The sequence below is a fragment of the Amycolatopsis sp. cg5 genome (assembly GCF_041346955.1).
Taxonomy (GTDB): Bacteria; Actinomycetota; Actinomycetes; order Mycobacteriales; family Pseudonocardiaceae; genus Amycolatopsis.
Genome location: NZ_CP166849.1, coordinates 9,406,987 through 9,424,066 on the forward strand (window position 1 = coordinate 9,406,987; position 17,080 = coordinate 9,424,066).

Consider the following 17,080-nt stretch of genomic DNA (forward strand, 5'->3'; position numbering starts at 1 on the left):
ACGATATAGTTGAAAGTTCAAACAACTGGAGGTCGAGATGACGCCGGTGCTGTACCTCAGTCATGGCGCGCCGCCGCTGGCCGACGACGCGGTCTGGACCCGTCAGCTCGCCGACTGGTCGAGCACGCTGACCAAGCCCAAGGCGATCCTGGTCGTCTCCGCGCACTGGGAGGAGGCGCCGCTCACGCTCGGCGCGACCACCACCGTGCCGCTGGTGTACGACTTCTGGGGCTTCCCAGATCACTACTACCAGGTGAAATACGGCGCGCCCGGCGCGCCGGCGCTCGCCGAGAAGGTGCGCAAGATCCTGCATTCCACCGAGACGCCGGTGCACGACGCACCCGAGCGCGGGCTCGACCATGGCGCGTACGTGCCGCTCGTGGAGATGTTCCCCGAGGCCGACATCCCGGTGCTGCAGATCTCGATGCCCTCGCTCGATCCGCAGCAGCTGTTCGACCTCGGCCGGAAACTCGCGCCGCTGCGCGACGAAGGCGTGCTGATCATCGGCAGCGGATTCTTCACGCACAACCTGAGCGCGATGCGCCAGGTCACCGGCACCGACGGAACGCCGCCGGCGTGGTCGAGCGAATTCGACCACTGGGGCGACGAAGTGCTGCGCGCCGGTGACGTCGACGCGCTGCTCGACTTCCAGCACAAGGCGCCTGCCGCGCAGCTCGCGCATCCGCGGATCGAGCATTTCGCGCCGCTGTTCGTCTCGCTCGGCGCCGGCGGTGCCCAACAGCCGAAGACCGTGATCGACGGCTACTGGTACGGCCTCGCCAAGCGCTCCGTCCAGATCGACTGAAGGTCGGGGATAAAGCGGGCTTTACTCCGCGATGTTTAGCGGGCTTTATCCCGGGGAGTAAAGCCTGCTTTATCCCGGTGGCACAAAAGAACCGGGCCCCATGAGCGGAGTTCGCTCATGGGGCCCGGCCTGTTGGGATGTGGCTCAGAGAGTCACTTCACTGGCGGTGAAGTCACTTCTTGAAGGAAGAGAAGCCGTTCGCGATCTTCGAGAAGAACGCCGCGATCGGGTTCGAGTCCAGGGCGGCCATCGCCGGGACGGCGGGCAGGGTGGTCGCGCTGGGCGCGGTCACCATGCTCTGCAGGGCCTGCATGGCCTGGTCAGCGGTGTTCAGCTTGACGGTCGGCAGCTTCATCGAAGGCAGCGAGACCGTCTGGCCGAGGTTGCCCAGCGCGGGCAGCTGAACCGGGAGAGCCGGCATGGCGGGCAGGTCCTCGCGGGCAGCCTGGGTCGGCAGCGCGGGGAGCTCGGGCAGAGCCAGCGCGGGCAGACCGGTCGCGTCCGGCAGGGCAGGCAGCTCGTCGGCGGCCATTTCGCTGCCGCACCAGTCGATCGGCACGAAGATCTGCGGCTCTTCGGTGATCGAGGTCGCGTCGGACCCGGTCGCCGAAGCGTTGCCGAACAGGCCGAGGTCGACACAGAAGACCTGGACCAGCGCACCCAGCGGCTGCTGGATGTTGAAGCCGGACAGGCTGGACCCGTCGCCATCGGTCGTCGACTCGCCACCGGTCTTGCCGGTGGTCATGTTGTCGGCCTCGGCGGTCGCGTTGGCACCGACGGAGACGGCGTCGGCGAACGCCTGCGCCACCGCGGCCAGCGGAACGTCGATGACGTTGCCCGAGATGCCACCGTCGACACCCGAGGTGGTCACGTCGCCACCGGACTGGGCGTCGACCGTGTTGGTCGCGGTGCCCTTGGCGATGGCGGCCGCGGCGACCGCGTCACCGAAGGCCTGCACGAGCGGCAGCGCCTGGGCGCTGATGATGTTGCCCGAGATCGCGCCGTTGTCACCGTTGGTGTCGGCCGAGCCACCCGCGACGGACTTGACGTCGCTGGTGCTGCTGCCGGTCCCGATGCCCGCACCGGCGATGCCGTTGCCGAAGATCGAGCCGGTGCCGCCGACCGGAACCTGCACGATGTTGCCCGCGCCTGCGCCGTTCTGACCGTCGGTGGAGACGTCGCCGCCCGCCATCGAGTCGGTGATGTTCTCGCTGGCGCCCTTGCCGATGCCGCCGAGGACGACGCCGTCGCCGTGCACCTGGGTCGGGAACGAGATCGGCCCGTTGATCAGGTTGCCCGCGATGACACCGGCGGTCCCGGTGGCGCTCTCCTTGTCACCGGCCTTGGAGGTGGTGTCGGTGGAGCCCTTCGAGACGCCCTTGCCCGCGACAGCGCCGCCGATGCCGACGATCTGGACCGGCAGCGAAACCGGGACCACGCCGAGGTTCGAGCTGATCACGCCGTCGTCGTCGTGCGTCGAGCCGCCGCCGCCACCCTGGGTGACCTTGACCTCGTCGGCCGAGCCGGTGCCCGAACCGATGAAGGAGCCGCCGACGCCGAGCAGTTCGGCCGGGACGGAGACCGGGACCTGGACCAGGTTGCCCGAGCCACCCGAGTTGTTGCCCTGGGTGCCGTCGTAGCCGCCTGCGGTGACGGTCTTCTCTTCCGTCGCCACACCGGTCGCGTTACCGATGTGCGAGCCACCGACACCGAAGACCTCGGGCGCGCCCGCGATCTGGGTGTTGGCGGTGTTGCCGGTGAGCACGGCGCCGTTGCCGGAGGTGTACGAGCCGTTGCCCGCGTTCGCGTCGACCGTGTTGTCGTGCGCGGCGTTGGCGAGACCGATGTAGGTGCCACCGACACCGAAGACCTCGACGGGCAGTGCCACGGCCGGGTCGACGATGTTGGCCGAAGCGGCCGAGTCCTCACCGGTGGTGCTGACGAAGCCACCGGCGTCGACGGTGCTGGACGAGGTGCCCGGCGTCTCCTGCCCGGTGCCCGCGTTGCCGATCCACGAAGCGGCCACACCGGCCACGTTCGCGATCGGGCCCGCCTGCGGGGTGATGATGTTGCCGTCGAGCAGCGAGTCGTCACCGCTCGTCTGCACGTAGGTCGGCGTGCCCGAGATGCCCTCGGTGGTGTCGCCTGCCTTGGCGTCGGCCGAGGTGTCGCAGGCGCCGGTGTTGGCCAGCGAGCCCCACGCGGCACCCGCGTTGCAGTTGAACTTGACCGGCAGCGCGATCGGCGCGCCGACGACGTTGCCGCTGCCGGCACCGCCGGGGCCCTCGGCGTCGCCGCCGGAGGACTTGACCCAGCCACCGGCGGTGGCCGCGCTGTCGTCGCTGAACTCGCTCTTGCCGTTGCCCAGCAGGTACGAGATGGCGTTGCCGCTGATCTGCACCGGGGTGGCGAACTGGCCGGGGACGACGTTGCCGGAGATGGCGGAGCCGTCACCACTGGTGGTGGTGTCACCGGTCTCGGTGATGTCCTGCGTGGCGGAGCCGGTCGACTTGCCGTACCCGCCCGCGACACCGGCGCCGGTGCCGTTGATCGCGATGGGGGCGGCCCAGTCGAGCGCGACCACGTTGCCGGCGAGCGCGTTGTCGGCGCCGTCGGTCTCGATGTCCTGGTCGTGGTTCCAGGTCTGGGCGCAGTCAGCGGTCTCGGTCGCGTTGCCGATGACGCCGATCGCGTTGCCGCAGATCTGGATCGCCGGGACGATGTCCGCGTTGACGCGGTTGCCCTTGAGGGTCGGGCCGTTCGGGACGAGGCCGCCCGAGTCGGTGAAGCCACCCTCGATGGACTGGCGCGCCTCGTCGGTGTGCCCGGAGGCGTTGCCGAGCGAGTCGATGTCGCGAGCGACCTGGCGAACTGCTTCGCTGGCAGGCTCGGAGCTGATCGTGCCCTCGAACTCGGGGAGGTCGAGCTGGCCCAGCGGCGTGCCGACGCCGTTGGCCTTCATTTCGAGCGGAATGTTGACGTTGAGGTCAACTGGGCTGGGGGCCGCGTCCGGGTTGACGGTTTCGTCAGCCGATGCGATGCCCGTACCCAGCATCAACAATCCACCGGTAACAAGTGCGGTCTGGAGTCCGCGCTTTGCCCAGGACTGCATGGGGTATTTCTCCTTTTTTTTCGGGTTCCCTTGCGGGTACATGGAGGCGCCACGAAAAGTGGTCACCAGAGGGGTTCGCCGATGCGAAGAGCGCATGGCGACGTGGCGGGGATTTCAGGGAACGCGACGGAAAGCGCGTTGAACCCTGCCCGCTTGAGGAAAATCAGTCAGGAGTGACGCCGGGCTGCGAGCCCGGGGTGAGCGGCATGTACCGCACGCCCGTCAGCGCGTTGCTGACCGAGGCGTTGATCAAAGCGGCCGAAGCGCCGGACATGAAGCCGAACGCGGGGCCATCGCAGTGACCACCCGGGGCAGTGCCGCCACCGGGAGCTGTGGGCGCGGACGGAGCGATCGGCAGCCGGTCCAACGGGAACGGCAGCTTCGAACCACTCTGGTCGTCGCGCGAATCGGACTGGACGTCCGAGCTTTCGGGAGAAGTCGCGCCGGTGGCCGCGGTGAACGCGGACTTGGCGGAGTCGGGGATCACGACCGTGACGAGCTGCAACGCGGCGGGCGCTTCGGCGGCGGTGGCCGGTGCGACCGCGGTCGGCAGGTCGTCACGCTCGGGGAGCAGACCGGTGATCGAGGGGAGGACCACTTCGGTCGCGTCGTTGTGGTTGAGCAGGTCCCAGACGCGCTGGCCGAGTTCGCCACCGTCAGCGGGCTGCAGCGTCTCGCCGAGCACCTGCTGGGTGTCTTCGGGCTTGCGCACGATGTGCTCGAAAGCGCCGAGCGTCCGGCTGACCGGGTGGACGACCGCGTCGCTCGCGAGGTCGGTGACGGCGTCGCTGACGCGGCTCGACACCTCGTGCTCGACGCGGCCCTTGTGGTTGCGGTCGGCGTCGGTGCACCAGCCGGGCGACTGCTTGGCGGACTCGCCGGGCAGCGTCCACGCGGTGGCGTCCTGGTGGCAGGCGGCCTCGCGGTAACCGGTGGTGGCGGCGCCAGCCACGTCGCCCGCGAAACCGGAGACGCCACGGGTCGCGTCGTTGAGACCCGTGACGGTCGCGTCGGTGAGCGGGGTGAGTCCGGCACTCGCGCCGGAGGGAGCGGCGGGCTCCTCGGCAGCGGAAGCGGAGGCGTCGGAGATCAGCCACGCGGCGGCGGCGCCACCGAGGACGAAGAGCGCACGCGACACCCAGCGGCTGGAGCGCGCTGCGCCCCGCCACTCGGTTGCCGACCCGTGCGCCACTGAATCTCCTTGCCGTGGAAAGAAATCTTGGGTGTTCCCGGACACGCCGGGATCGATGTCGCCCCCAGAGATAAGCAAATTGCAGATCGCCCGCGCATCCCAGAAGGCACTTGATGCCACCATCGTGTGAAGAACACGGCGTGTATCCGGGCTTCACGGCAAGTAATCGACGCTGGGAGGACACGTTGTGGCTTAAAGGCATGCCGGATATGGGTAGACCGTTACTGTGAAGCCCGTGAGCGAGAAGCACAGCCAGAACCCGTTCGTTTCCGAAACGGCAGACGTGACGGGCCTCGTGCCGCGCGGACTGCGGATCGGCGCCGCGCTGTCGTGGCGCTTCCTTACTGTCTGCGCCGCGTTGTACGTGGTGATCTGGCTGGTCGGCTATCTGTCGGTGGTCGTCATCCCGATCGCGATCGCGTTGCTGCTGGCCGCGCTGATGGCGCCCGCCGTGTCGAAGCTGGTGGCGATCAAGGTGCCGCGCGGGCTGGCGGCGGCGATCGTCCTCATCGCCGGGCTGGCTTTACTGGGCGGCCTGCTCACCTTCGTCATCGTGCAGTTCAGTTCCGGCCTGCCGTCACTGCAGAAGCAGGTGACCGACAGCCTCCATCAGATCCAGAACTGGCTGATCGACGGACCGCTGCACCTGCGCCAGGAACAGATCCAGGACTTCATCAAGCAGGCCATCGGGTTCATCCAGGACAACCAGTCCTCGATCACCGCCGGCGCGCTGACCACCGCGGGCACCGTCGGCGAGATCCTCACCGGGTTCGCGCTGACGTTGTTCGTGCTCATCTTCTTCCTGACCGGCGGCGACCAGATCTGGACCTTCCTCACCCGCGCGGTGCCGTCGAACGTGCGGGTGCGGGTGGACGTCGCCGGGCGCCGCGGGTTCGCCTCGCTGGTCAGCTACGTGCGCGCGACCGCGCTGGTCGCGGTCGTCGACGCGGTCGGCATCGGCATCGGGCTGGCGATCATGCGGGTGCCGCTGGTGATCCCGCTGGCCACGCTGGTGTTCCTGGCCGCGTTCATCCCCGTCATCGGCGCGGTGATCGCCGGCACGGTCGCGGTGCTGGTCGCGCTGGTCACCAACGGGTTCATCGGCGCGATCATCGTGCTGGGCATCGTGATCCTGGTGATGCAGCTGGAAAGCCACATCCTGCAGCCGTGGCTGCTCGGCCGCGCGGTCCGGCTGCACCCGCTGGCGGTCATCCTGTCGATCACCGTCGGCCTGGTCACCGCCGGCATTCCCGGCGCGCTGCTGGCGGTGCCGCTGCTGGCCGTGCTGAACGCGGGCATCAGGTCGTTGCTGCACGAGGAGAATCCGGACCCGGCAGCCGTCGATGTGCTGGACGACAAGGCGTCGCAGCCGAACACGACGCCGGACTCGCCGCCGCCCGCCAAGAAGAAATGACCAAGCCGCTCGCACCGACCGATGACCCGGCCACCCCGTTGTGGCTGGGCATCGTCGTGTTGCGGGTGCTCATGCTGCTGTTCGCCGCGGGCGCGGTCATCGTGCGCCACAACGACTTCATGCGGCCGTGGCTGGCGTGGACCGTGCTCGGCGTGATGGTCGTCTGGACGGTGGTCACCGACCTCTTCTACGCGGCCGAAGCCACCCGCTGGGGCTGGCTGACGTTGGTGGACCTCGGGTTCACCGGCGGTCTGCTGATGCTCTCGCCGTTCATCCTTTCCCCGCAGCAGTTCGCCGCGAACAGCCCGCTGATCACGACCGTCTGGGCTGCGGTGCCACCGCTGGCGGTCAGCGCCAGGTACGGCGCGATCGCGGGCGCGCTGGGCGGGTTGTTCATGGCCGTGCTGAGCGGGCTGGCGACCAAGCGGTTCGACCTCGACGTCGCCCGCGACGGCACGCTGCTGATCGCGAGCGGGCTGCTGGTCGGTGTCGCCGCCGACACCGCGCGGACCTCGGCCGAACGACTCGCGCGCGCGTTGCGGACCGAGGCCGCGACGGCCGAACGGGAGCGGCTCGCCAGGTCGATCCACGACAGCGTGCTGCAGGTGCTCGCCAGGGTTCGCCGCCGTGGCGCGGAATTCGGCGGCGAGGCTGCCGAACTCGCGAAGCTCGCCGGTGAGCAGGAGGTCGCGCTGCGCGCGCTGGTCACCACCGAGCCGATCAGTCCCGACCAGGACGGCACCACCGATCTGCGTGCCGCGCTGCAGCTGCTGGCGACGCCGGACATCCAGATCTCGACACCCGCCGGCACCGTGCCGCTGCCCGCGCACACCACGGCCGAGCTGGTCGCGGTCACCAGGGAAGCTCTGTCCAATGTGGAGAAGCACGCGCCCGGCGCCAAGGCGTGGGTGCTGCTGGAGGACCTCGGCACCGAGGTCGTGGTCAGCGTCCGCGACGACGGCCCCGGCATCGAGCCGGGACGGCTGGAGAACGCGGCGCAGCAGGGCAGGCTCGGCGTCGCGAAGTCGATCAAGGGGCGGGTGACCGATCTGGGCGGCACCTGCGTACTCGACTCCGCACCGGGCGAAGGCACCGAATGGGAAGTCAGGATTCCGGTCAACGCAAGGGGAGCGCGATGAGCGAGGGTGTTTCGGTGATGGTGGTCGACGACCATCCGATCTGGCGGGAAGGCGTGGCGCGCGACCTGACCGAGCACGGCTTCGACGTGCGCGCGACGGCAGCCGACGGTGACGCGGCGGTCCGCATCGCCCGCGCGGTCCGGCCGGACGTGGTGCTGATGGACCTGAATCTCGGCGAGACCTCGGGGGTGGACGCGACGCGGGAGATCACCGGCGCGCTCCCGACGACCAAGGTGCTCGTGCTGTCGGCGAGCGGCGAGCACGAGGACGTGCTCGAGGCCGTCAAAGCGGGCGCGTCGGGTTATCTCGTGAAGTCTGCGTCGGCGTTGGAGCTGGTCGACGCGGTGCGGCGGACCGCGGACGGCGACCCGGTGTTCACCGCCGGCCTGGCCGGGCTGGTGCTCGGCGAGTACCGGCGGATGGCCGACACGCCGTCCGACGGCGCCCCGCCGCCTCGGCTCACCGAGCGCGAGACGGACGTGCTGCGGTTCGTCGCCAAGGGCATGACCGCGCGCCAGATCGCGGAGAAACTCGTACTGTCCCATCGCACGGTGGAGAACCACGTGCAGTCCACGCTGCGGAAACTCCAGCTGCACAACCGCGTCGAGCTGGCCCGCTACGCGATCGAGCACGGGCTGGACGAGCAATAACCAGGGGCGGCTCAGGGTTTTCCCCCGATTCCGGCACGGGTATCCGGGCCTAGCCTTTTCAGCATGGGCGAGGAGACCGAAACCAAGGCACCGAGTGACAGAGACCTCCGGGTGTCCGACGAGGAGCGGGAGCACGTGGTCAGCGTGCTGCAGAAGGCCATCGGCCGCGGTCTGCTGGACCTCGACGAGTTCACCGAGCGCACCGACATCGCGCTCGCCGCGCGCACCCGCGGTGAGCTGAACGCGGTGCTCACCGACCTGCCGGGGCTCATCCACCGTGACGTGCTGCGGCAGACGGTGGCGAACCCGTACGTCACCGGGCCGCAGATGTTCGCGCCGGGTCAGCGCATCGAGCTCAACGCGAAGTATTCGGCGCTGCACCGCACGGGCGCCTGGCTGGTGCCGCAGGCGATGCTGGTGCGCAACAAGTACGGCGCGACCAAGCTCGACTTCAGCGCGGCCATCATCGAGTTCCCGGTGGTGCACGTCGAGCTGGACATCCGCTGGGGGTCGGCGGAGATCATCATCCCGGACTCGGCCTCGGTCGACCTGAACCAGATCACCGAGATCAAGTACGGCGGCATCGAGGACAAGACGCGGCCGAACGGTCTCGCGGGCAATCCGCGGTTCGTGCTTTCGGGCCGGGTGCACGGCGGCTCGCTGAGCGTGCGCAACCCGCGCCACGGCTTCTTCGGCTAGACCGGGGATAAAGCCCGCTAAATCACGCTTCGCCTAGAGCTTGGCCTAGAGCGCGGCCTTGACCGCCGCACGTGCCGAGGCCGGGTCGGCTGCGGCCAAAGCGGCCTGTGCGGCCGCTTCGCACTGTTTGAAGGTGACCGAGGCCAGGCTCGCGCCGACCGAACGCACCGCGGGCGCGTTCATCGACAGGCTGGTCAGGCCGAGACCGGCGAGCACCAACGCGAGCTGCGGGTCCGCCGCGGCCTCACCGCAGACACCGGCGGGCTTGCCGGTGACCTTCGCCGCGCGGCCGATCAGGCCGATGAGCCGCAGCAACGCGGGCTGCCACGGGTCGTTGAGCTTCGCGACCGCACCCAGCTGCCGATCGGCGGCGAAGGTGTACTGCGCGAGGTCGTTCGTGCCGATCGAAACGAAGTCGACGACGCCGAGGATCTCCTGCGCGATCAGCGCGGCGGCCGGGATCTCGATCATCACGCCCGCGCGCGGGATACCCGCGGCGCGCACGCGGTCGGCGAACCACGCGGCCTCCTCGACGGTGGCGACCATCGGCGCCATCACCGAAACCTCGGCGCCGGAGTCCTCCGCCGCACCCGCGATGGCTTCGAGCTGACGGTCCAGCACATCGGGCCGGTCGAAGGCGATCCGCAGGCCACGGACACCGAGCGCCGGGTTCGGCTCGGCGTCGGGGGAGAGGAACTGCAACGGCTTGTCGGCGCCGGCGTCCAGCGTCCGGACGATGACCGGCTTGCCTCGGAATGGCGTGAGCACGGCCGTGTAGGCGGCCAGCTGCTCGGACACGGTCGGCTCGGCAGGCGCGTCGAGGTAGCAGAACTCGGTGCGGAACAGGCCGACCCCTTCGGCGCCCGCGTCGGCGGCGGCTTTGGCGTCGGTGGCCGAACCGACGTTGCCGAGCACCTTCACGCGGTGGCCGTCGGAGGTGTTGCCGGTGCCGTCCCATTCGATGGCGGTGCGCGCCTCCGCGGTGACCACGGGCGCGTCGGCCGCGACCGCGTTGACCTGGCCGGTGTCGCCGTCGACGGCGAGCGCAGGCGCGTCGAGCGCGAGCAGGCCACGCACCGCGACCACGGCCGGGATGCCGAGCGCGCGGGCGAGGATCGCCGTGTGGCTGGTCGGGCCGCCCTCTTCGGTGACCAGCGCGAGCACCTTGGCCGGGTTGAGCCCGGCGGTGTCGGCAGGCGCGAGGTCACGCGCGACCAGCACGCTCGGCGTGCTCAGCTCGGGAACGCCGGGCGGCTCGACGCCGAGCAGCTCGGCGACGATCCGGTCGCGCACGTCGCGGATGTCCCGGACGCGTTCGGCCATGTACCCACCGGCGGCGGCCAGCGCCTGCGCGAAGCCCTCCGCCGACTGGAAGACCGCGCGGGCGGCTGGCAGGTGCTCGGCCTTGACCAGCTGTTCCGCCTGGCTGACCAGCGCGGGGTCCGCGGCCATGGCGGCCGTGGTGATCAGGATGGTCGCGGCCTCACCGGCCGCGGTCTCGGCCAGCTTCTCCAGCCGGGCGGCGACGAGCTGCGCGGCAGGCTCGATGCGCGCGGCCTCGGCCACCGGATCGGCGGGCGCCGGCGTGCTCGACGGCTCGCCGAGCGGTTCGGCGACACGGACGACCGGACCGCTCGCGCGGCCAGGACTGACGGCGACCCCGGTGAGGAACTCAGACGGCATGGTCTAGACCATATCTCAAGACCTCGCCGAGGTCGCGAGGCGCGGGGCACACTCCACCAGCCCGTAACCCACCATTGGCCGGCACGGCGGCCTCCTCTCACCACGTCACGCGTCCAGTGGAACACGGGCGACGGCCCTTCGCCGGTCAGCGGGTCGAACCGTGATTCACCAATTCGGCCTAGATCTCGTCGGCGGTCGGATAGGAAGGTTGCGCACCGCGACGGGTCACCGAGATCGCGGCCACCTTCACCGCGTACTTGGCCGCCTCGACCAGGCTCCTGCCCGCAGTCACCGCGGCCGCGAGCGCCCCGGCGAACGCGTCACCCGCGCCGGTCGTGTCGACGGCCTCCACCTTCGGCGACGCGACCTCGATCGTGCCGTCCGCGGTGACGACCACCACACCTCGCGCGCCGAGCGTCACCACGGCACTCTTCGGCCCGAGGTCGAGCAGCCGCTTCGGATCGTCCAGCTCGCCGCCGAGCAGCCACGCGGCCTCGTGCTCATTGACCAGCAGCACGTCGAGCGCGGCCAACGTGGCATCGCTGATCCTCGCCGCCGGCGACAGGTTGAACAGCACTTTCACGCCTGCCTCGGCCGCGGCGGCGACGGCGCGTTCCACGGTCGGCAGCGGAATCTCCAGCGACAGCACCACCGTCTTCACCCCGTCGAAAATGCCTTCGACGTCGGCGGGCTCGATGCTCCCGTTCGCGCCTGGCGAGACGAGAATCGAGTTCTCACCATCAGGGGTGACCGTGATGTAGGCGATCCCGGTCGGCCGCGAACTGGTCCGGACCAACCCGGTGTCGACCCCGGAGCCCCGCAGCGAGTCCAGCAGCACCGAGCCGTACGGGTCGTCGCCGACAGCGCCGACCAGCGCGACCTCGGCGCCGAGCCGGGCGGCGGCCACCGCGGTGTTGGCCCCCTTCCCGCCAGGCAGGATTTCGGTGTCCCCGCCCAGCACGGTTTCACCGCCACCAGGCCGTCGATCCGCGGAAACCACCAGGTCAGCGTTCGCCGAACCGATCACGAGCAACTTTTCGGTCATACCTGGAATTTATCTCGTACGCATATGTGAAGACTTTTGTAACTTAATCGGCCCCTGATGCGACAATCAGGCGTGCGCTTGCCGTGCGTCACTCGATCGGGGGATATGCATCCCCCAGGCGTCACTTCGAGAGAGGCAAGCGCTCTTCTCTGGCGTTGCCACGTTCGCGTGGCAGCGTTGCCCCATCCGGCACCCGCCGGGGCAGGGCATCGTGTCGCCGGTGTCGGTCACGTAGCCCCCCGAGTGATCGGCACCGGCGGCGCCCTGAAACCAGGGCGCCGCCGAGCTCAGATCTCGGCCTTGATCTCCTCGAACTTCCCCGGCTGAACCCCGCGCAGGATGTCACGCAGTTCTTCGGCCGGGCGCTCTTTGAACGCCTCGGGCAGCCGATAAGCGCCACGAGCGATCGGCAACGTGGCGTTGCCCAGCAGCGCACCGGACTCCCAGAGGCCGCTCATCTCCACGTCACGACGACGGAACTGCTTGCTCGGGAACACATCGACGACGCGGATCGCGTCGCCTGCCGGGTCGGTCACCGTGGTCAGCCTGACCTTGGCGATCTCGTCCCATCCGATCTCGAAACTCGTGCGGCTGGAGCGATACCACTCGACTCCGGACGACGAGACCCGCAACCAGGCCTGATTCTTGGACATCGGATCAGCCCTCGGGTAGATCTTCGAGGACCGCTCGGCGAACCCCTCGACGATCGACGGCTGGGCAGGCAGGCGCACCTCCGACTTGTACTTGCGCACGACGACCCGCGGTGCCTTCGGGTGCTTGCGCCGCCAAAGCCAGTACCCGCCGCCGATCAGCGCCACCAGCACGCCCGCCACGGACCATTCGACGGGCCCTTCGTAGGGCCGTTCCGCGTGCCGCCAATAGCGCTTGCCGTACTTGTAGAAGGTGACCGGCTTGCCGATATCCGCCGGAGTCAACTCGTCGAGACCGAAGACCACCGTCTTGACGTCGCCGTTGTACAGCCCGCCCTGCCAATGAGCCTCCGCGGTGCAAGCCCAGAAGAAACCGATCCCGGCTTCGGTCACTGGGCCCTTCTCGACACACGACTTCGCATAAGCCACGCCCAATGCCGGCTTATCCGGCTTTTCCGCGCTGTGGAACGACGCCGCGTGTCCGGCCGCGGTCCAGACGATGGCCACCGAGACTATGACGATCAGCGCGGCGCGGATCACCGTCGAGCGCTTGAGCTGGCCTGCCGACGGCATGCCTTCGTTGCCGCCGATGGTCATATCGACCCCGATACACGTCTGGTGCCCGTCTGGTCGAACAGCGGCTCCGGAGTCTCGATCTTGGTCTTCTCGCGATCCTCTTGCCGCTTCTCATGCGACTCACGGCCGACCGGCTCCTTGCCGAAGGCGATCTTGCCCAGTTGTTTTCCGACCTCCTTCCCGACCTCCATCCCGATGTTCTTCGGCATATCGGAGAGGACATCCCGGAAGACGTGGCCCAGCGGGAGGTTCTTGAGGAAACGGGGCAGGTTTCCCATCATGTCGGCGAGCTTCTGCCCGGCCCTGGCCAGCACCCGTTGCGCCTTCGCGGCCTCGTCCGCGATCTTCCTGCCCTCGCCGACCAGGAACGGGATGCCTTCGGCACTCAGCCCGACCGGGTAAGCAGGCGGCGGGTACTTGGCGAGGATCATCACCAGTTTGGCCAATGCGTCGGAGATCATGTCGCGAATGAGCGTGCGGACCACGTTGAGGATGGTCTTGCAGATCTCGACGAGGTCACCGACCTGTTTGGCGTGATCGGAGAGGTCCCGGCACACGTTGGCCTGGTTCTGGGCGAACTCCCGGTAGCGGTCGGCGGCCGGGCCACGCCATTGCGCGCAGTTCTTGTTGACCGCCGAGGCCAGCTCTTCACCTGTTTTCTGGACGTGCTCGCTGATCTGCTTCCATTTCTGGATCTCGAGATCGAGCGCGTCCTGGTCGCCGGTGACCCAGTTCAGCGGTTCCTTCAGGAAGTCGACGTGTTCGATCAGCCAGCCGAATCCCATGCTGAGCAGCGACTCGACCGGATCCTTGACGAAATCCCCGATGTCGAGCGCACCTGCCGCCAGGTCCAGCAGCCCCTCGGTCCAGTCGCCGTCGGCCAGTTTCTCAATGCCACCTGCGAAATCCTGGACCATCCCCGCGCCTTCGAGCGCGTTGCCGATGGGCTTCTTCTCGGCGTCGGTCTCGCCCTTCGCCTTGGTGATCAGTTCGTTCTCAGCCATGGGTCGTCCCTGCCTGCTTCAGCAGATCGCTCGCGGTCTGTTCGTCGACTCGGCGGGCCTTCGCCCAGGTGTGCACGGCATCGACATGATGTTCGCCGGACTTCACGGCCGTCTCGAGCGTTTCGCGGGTGCGGTCCGCGGTGCTGTTGCACCACAGGTAAAGCCCGCACGCCACGCCGACGGCCCCGAACGCCATCGCGTCCACCCGTTTGTCGTCGGCGTCGATGGCCGTCTTCAGCCGGGCAAGGATGTCTTCCACTTGCTTCGCGTGCGCGTCGATCTCGTCGGGATCGACGTCGAATCCGCCGTCTGGCATGGTCTGGTCCCTCCCCAGGGTCAGCGCAGGAAGCCGCCGTCGAAGTAGTCGTCGTCATGGGCCTGCGGCTTCGGGCCCGCTGGGCGCGGCGGCGGTTTCGGGGTGGTGACCTCGGCTTCGGGGACGAAGCGGGACTCCTCGGCCGCGCGGTCGTCGAAGCCGCCTTCGACGTAGCCTTCCGGCTCGGGCTCGGGGTACTCGTCGTGGAGGTAGCCGACGAGTTCCTTCCTCGTTTCCGGTCCGGCGGACGGGACTCCGGCGCTGACGGCTTCCGCGAGTTTGCTCTGGGCCAGCTGGACCGTGCGCATGATGTCCTGCGCGAGGGTGGGCTTTTCGCGGGCGCTCTGGCTGATTTCCAGGTTCGTCAGATTGCCGGCGTGGTTCACGGTGACCGTGACGCCGTCCCTCGTGTGCTCGGTGACCGAGACACCGTCCATCTCGGACCGGAGGCGGTCGGCCTTTTCCTGCGCGGCCTTGAGTTTCGCGTCGTAGTCGGTGAAGAGCTGCTCAGGGCTCGTCACACGAACCTCCCCTGTTCGTGGTCAAACGATGACTGAGAGTGTGGCAGAGTCGTTGATCATTGTCCGCCAGGATTGGGGTTTTCCCCACCCCCGTTCTGCGGGAAACCGCATTACCCCGCAGGTCACCGCCTTCTAGCGTGGCTGTATGACCACATCGGACTGGAAGCGGGCCGCCTACGGGCTACTCGCGTTGCCCGCTTTCCTGGGCGGCGCGCGGGCTCAGCGGTGGCTCGCGCGCAAGCTGCTCAGCGTCGAGCCGGGCTTCGGGAGGCCTCGGTATTTCGCCGCGCTCGTGCCGAGTTTCGTGGCGTTCTTCTTGTCGGTGCTGATCTGGTATCTGGTGGGGAGGATCGCCACGTACGGGATCTTTTGGGACCAGTCGACCGGGGACGCGTCGTGGGGCGGGCCGTCGCTGCTCGGCGCCTGGGTGGTGCACTTCTTCGCCGCGCTCGGCATGGTGGTGGTGTGCGCGGCGATCCAGCGGCCGCTGACCAGGCTGCAGAATCGGCTACTCAGTGGTTGCCATCGGAAGTCCTCCGGCGGTATTTCGGCGGATCCAGGTTTCCGCTGGGCGTGCGGCCGCGAGGCCCTCGTACCGGGTTGTACTCGGGCCTTGCGGCCGTGCGTCCAGCGGGAAGCTGGGCCGTCGAGACCGTCGGAGGACTTCCGATGGTGACCACTTAGCCCGGTCGTGCCCGGCGCGCCAAGGGAGATCATCATGTCGAACTCTTAGAATGCCCTGATGAGCAACCCGACCCGGCGGGGACGTGTGCGCGCGGCGACCGATCAGGACATTCGGCGGACCGCACGCTCGCTGCTCGTCGAGCACGGACCCGAGGCCGTCACGCTGCGGGCGATCGCCAGGGAGCTGGGGATCACCGCGCCCGCGCTCTACCGGTACTACGGCTCGCGCGACGATCTGGTCGAGCACCTGCGGCTGGACGTGTGCGCGGACCTGGCGATCGAGCTCGCCGAGGACCTGTCGGCGGTGCCGGAGGACGGTGCTTCGCAGCTCTTCGCGATCTGCAAGGGATTCCGGCGGTGGGCGCTCACGCACACGAAGGAGTTCACGCTCGTCTTCGCGTCGCCGACCGGGAATGTCGGCTCGGCACCCGGCAGCGCGCTGAGCCGGGTGGACGAGCCGTTCGGGCGGATCTTCCTGGCCACCGCCGGGCGGGTGCTGGCCACGCAGAACCTGGAGACACCGCCGAGTGAGGTGGTGCCGCCGGAGATCAGGGACGACCTGGCCGGGTTCCAGGCCGACCTGCTCGCGGTGCTGCGGGACTCCGGCTTGGCGTTCCCCGCCGAGAAGCTGGACCTGGGCACGACGTACCTGATGATCCAGTTCTGGGCACGCCTCTACGGCCACGTGACGCTGGAAGTGTTCGGGAACTACCCGATCCCGGTCGCCAAGCCGGACGTCCTGTTCGAAGCGATGCTCGCCGACCTCGCCCGAGAGATCGGCCTCGCCGTTCCCCAGTGAGAGAGCGCCTCGCGGGCTTAGGCCGCGTGGCCGCCGTCGACCGAGAGCGTCGCGCCGGTGACGTACGCGCTTTCCGCGCTGGCCAGGAAAGCCACCGTGGCCGCGACTTCGGCGGGCTCGCCATAGCGGCCGAGTGCCGTCATGCTGCCCTGGTCGGCGGCGTACGGGCCGTCGGCCGGGTTCATGTCGGTGTCGGTCGGGCCGGGGTGCACCAGGTTGACCGTGATGCGGCGGCCGCCGAGCTCCCTGGCGAGTGCCTTGGTCAGGCCGATCGTCGCGGCCTTGCTGGTCGCGTACAGGGCCATGCCCGGTCCTGGCACACGGTCCGAGACGCAGCTGCCGATCGTGATGACCCGGCCGCCGTCGCGCAGTTCCCTGGCCGCGGCCTGGGTCGCCACGAACACGCCACGCACGTTGACGGCCAGCACCCGGTCGACGTCGTCGAGCGCGGTCTCGTCGAACGCGCCGACGAAGCCGACGCCCGCGTTGTTGACGAGGATGTCGAGCCCGCCGAACTCGGCGACGGTCGCCGACACGGCGGCGGTGACAGCGGCGGAATCGGCGCTGTCGGCCCGGATCGCGAGCGCGCGGCGGCCGAGTTGCTTGACGCGGTCGACGATGACAGCCGCCAGCTCGGTGTTGTGCTGATAGGTGAAAGCCACGTCCGCGCCGTCCTCGGCGAGACGTAACGCGACGGCCGCCCCGATGCCGCGGCTTCCGCCGGTCACCAAAGCAACTTTGCCGTCGAGTGCCATGAGAGTTCTCCGTTCGATGGAGCGGTTTTCCTTACC

General features: G+C 68.9%; 16 protein-coding genes. 7 read left to right on the forward strand and 9 right to left on the reverse strand.

From position 1 onward, the window contains the following. Positions 1–37: 37 nt before the first annotated feature. A complete protein-coding gene (locus AB5J62_RS42965) occupies positions 38–805 on the forward strand; it encodes a dioxygenase (protein ID WP_370945802.1) in 768 nt (255 codons plus the stop codon). 172 nt (positions 806–977) lie between these two features. On the opposite strand, the gene AB5J62_RS42970 is transcribed toward AB5J62_RS42965, so the two are convergent. Then, complete coding sequence (locus AB5J62_RS42970; RefSeq protein WP_370945803.1) at positions 978–3,860, reverse strand: beta strand repeat-containing protein; 2,883 nt, start codon at positions 3,858–3,860, stop codon at positions 978–980. Positions 3,861–4,080: 220 nt separating this feature from the next. Then, positions 4,081–5,109, reverse strand: coding sequence for a hypothetical protein (locus AB5J62_RS42975; RefSeq protein WP_370945804.1), 1,029 nt, complete (start codon positions 5,107–5,109; stop codon positions 4,081–4,083). A 235-nt stretch (positions 5,110–5,344) separates the two neighbouring features. On the opposite strand from AB5J62_RS42975, the gene AB5J62_RS42980 reads away from it, so the two are divergent. From AB5J62_RS42980 to AB5J62_RS42995, 4 genes are all read left to right on the forward strand, one after another. Then, positions 5,345–6,523, forward strand: coding sequence for an AI-2E family transporter (locus tag AB5J62_RS42980; protein WP_370945805.1), 1,179 nt, complete (start codon positions 5,345–5,347; stop codon positions 6,521–6,523). Then, positions 6,520–7,662, forward strand: coding sequence for a MacS family sensor histidine kinase (gene macS / locus AB5J62_RS42985; protein ID WP_370945806.1), 1,143 nt, complete (start codon positions 6,520–6,522; stop codon positions 7,660–7,662). The genes AB5J62_RS42980 and macS overlap by 4 nt, the downstream gene beginning before the upstream one ends. Beyond that, the gene (locus tag AB5J62_RS42990) at positions 7,659–8,312 is read left to right on the forward strand and encodes a response regulator (protein WP_370945807.1); all 654 of its coding nucleotides are present in this window, start codon (positions 7,659–7,661) and stop codon (positions 8,310–8,312) included. The genes macS and AB5J62_RS42990 overlap by 4 nt, the downstream gene beginning before the upstream one ends. A gap of 63 nt (positions 8,313–8,375) precedes the next feature. Continuing rightward, positions 8,376–9,011 carry a DUF1707 domain-containing protein gene (locus tag AB5J62_RS42995; RefSeq protein ID WP_370945808.1) on the forward strand — a complete coding sequence of 212 codons (636 nt, stop codon included), beginning with the start codon at positions 8,376–8,378 and terminating at the stop codon, positions 9,009–9,011. 45 nt (positions 9,012–9,056) lie between these two features. Here the strand turns inward: AB5J62_RS42995 and ptsP are convergent, their stop codons facing one another. From ptsP to AB5J62_RS43025, 6 genes are all read right to left on the reverse strand, one after another. Further along, on the reverse strand, positions 9,057–10,694 hold the full coding sequence (ptsP, locus tag AB5J62_RS43000; RefSeq protein WP_370945809.1) for a phosphoenolpyruvate--protein phosphotransferase: 1,638 nt from the start codon (positions 10,692–10,694) through the stop codon (positions 9,057–9,059). 178 nt (positions 10,695–10,872) lie between these two features. Further along, complete coding sequence (locus tag AB5J62_RS43005) at positions 10,873–11,739, reverse strand: ribokinase (protein WP_370945810.1); 867 nt, start codon at positions 11,737–11,739, stop codon at positions 10,873–10,875. A gap of 287 nt (positions 11,740–12,026) precedes the next feature. Then, positions 12,027–12,986: a DUF6346 domain-containing protein gene (locus AB5J62_RS43010; RefSeq protein ID WP_370945811.1), complete on the reverse strand. Its 960-nt coding sequence runs from the start codon at positions 12,984–12,986 to the stop codon at positions 12,027–12,029. Next, positions 12,983–13,969 (reverse strand): WXG100 family type VII secretion target, encoded by a 987-nt coding sequence (locus tag AB5J62_RS43015; RefSeq protein WP_370945812.1) that lies wholly within the window; start codon positions 13,967–13,969, stop codon positions 12,983–12,985. Before AB5J62_RS43015 ends, AB5J62_RS43010 begins: the two co-directional genes overlap by 4 nt. Next, positions 13,962–14,285, reverse strand: a complete 324-nt coding sequence (locus tag AB5J62_RS43020; protein WP_370945813.1) for a hypothetical protein — start codon at positions 14,283–14,285, stop codon at positions 13,962–13,964. Before AB5J62_RS43020 ends, AB5J62_RS43015 begins: the two co-directional genes overlap by 8 nt. Before the next feature lie 20 nt (positions 14,286–14,305). Next, positions 14,306–14,806, reverse strand: a complete 501-nt coding sequence (locus AB5J62_RS43025) for a YbaB/EbfC family nucleoid-associated protein (RefSeq protein WP_370945814.1) — start codon at positions 14,804–14,806, stop codon at positions 14,306–14,308. Between the two features lie 145 nt (positions 14,807–14,951). On the opposite strand from AB5J62_RS43025, the gene AB5J62_RS43030 reads away from it, so the two are divergent. Then, positions 14,952–15,482, forward strand: coding sequence for a hypothetical protein (locus AB5J62_RS43030; protein WP_370945815.1), 531 nt, complete (start codon positions 14,952–14,954; stop codon positions 15,480–15,482). Between the two features lie 66 nt (positions 15,483–15,548). Further along, positions 15,549–16,289 carry a TetR/AcrR family transcriptional regulator gene (locus AB5J62_RS43035; protein WP_370945816.1) on the forward strand — a complete coding sequence of 247 codons (741 nt, stop codon included), beginning with the start codon at positions 15,549–15,551 and terminating at the stop codon, positions 16,287–16,289. 17 nt (positions 16,290–16,306) lie between these two features. On the opposite strand, the gene AB5J62_RS43040 is transcribed toward AB5J62_RS43035, so the two are convergent. Further along, positions 16,307–17,044, reverse strand: a complete 738-nt coding sequence (locus AB5J62_RS43040; protein WP_370945817.1) for a 3-oxoacyl-ACP reductase family protein — start codon at positions 17,042–17,044, stop codon at positions 16,307–16,309. Positions 17,045–17,080 lie beyond the last annotated feature (36 nt).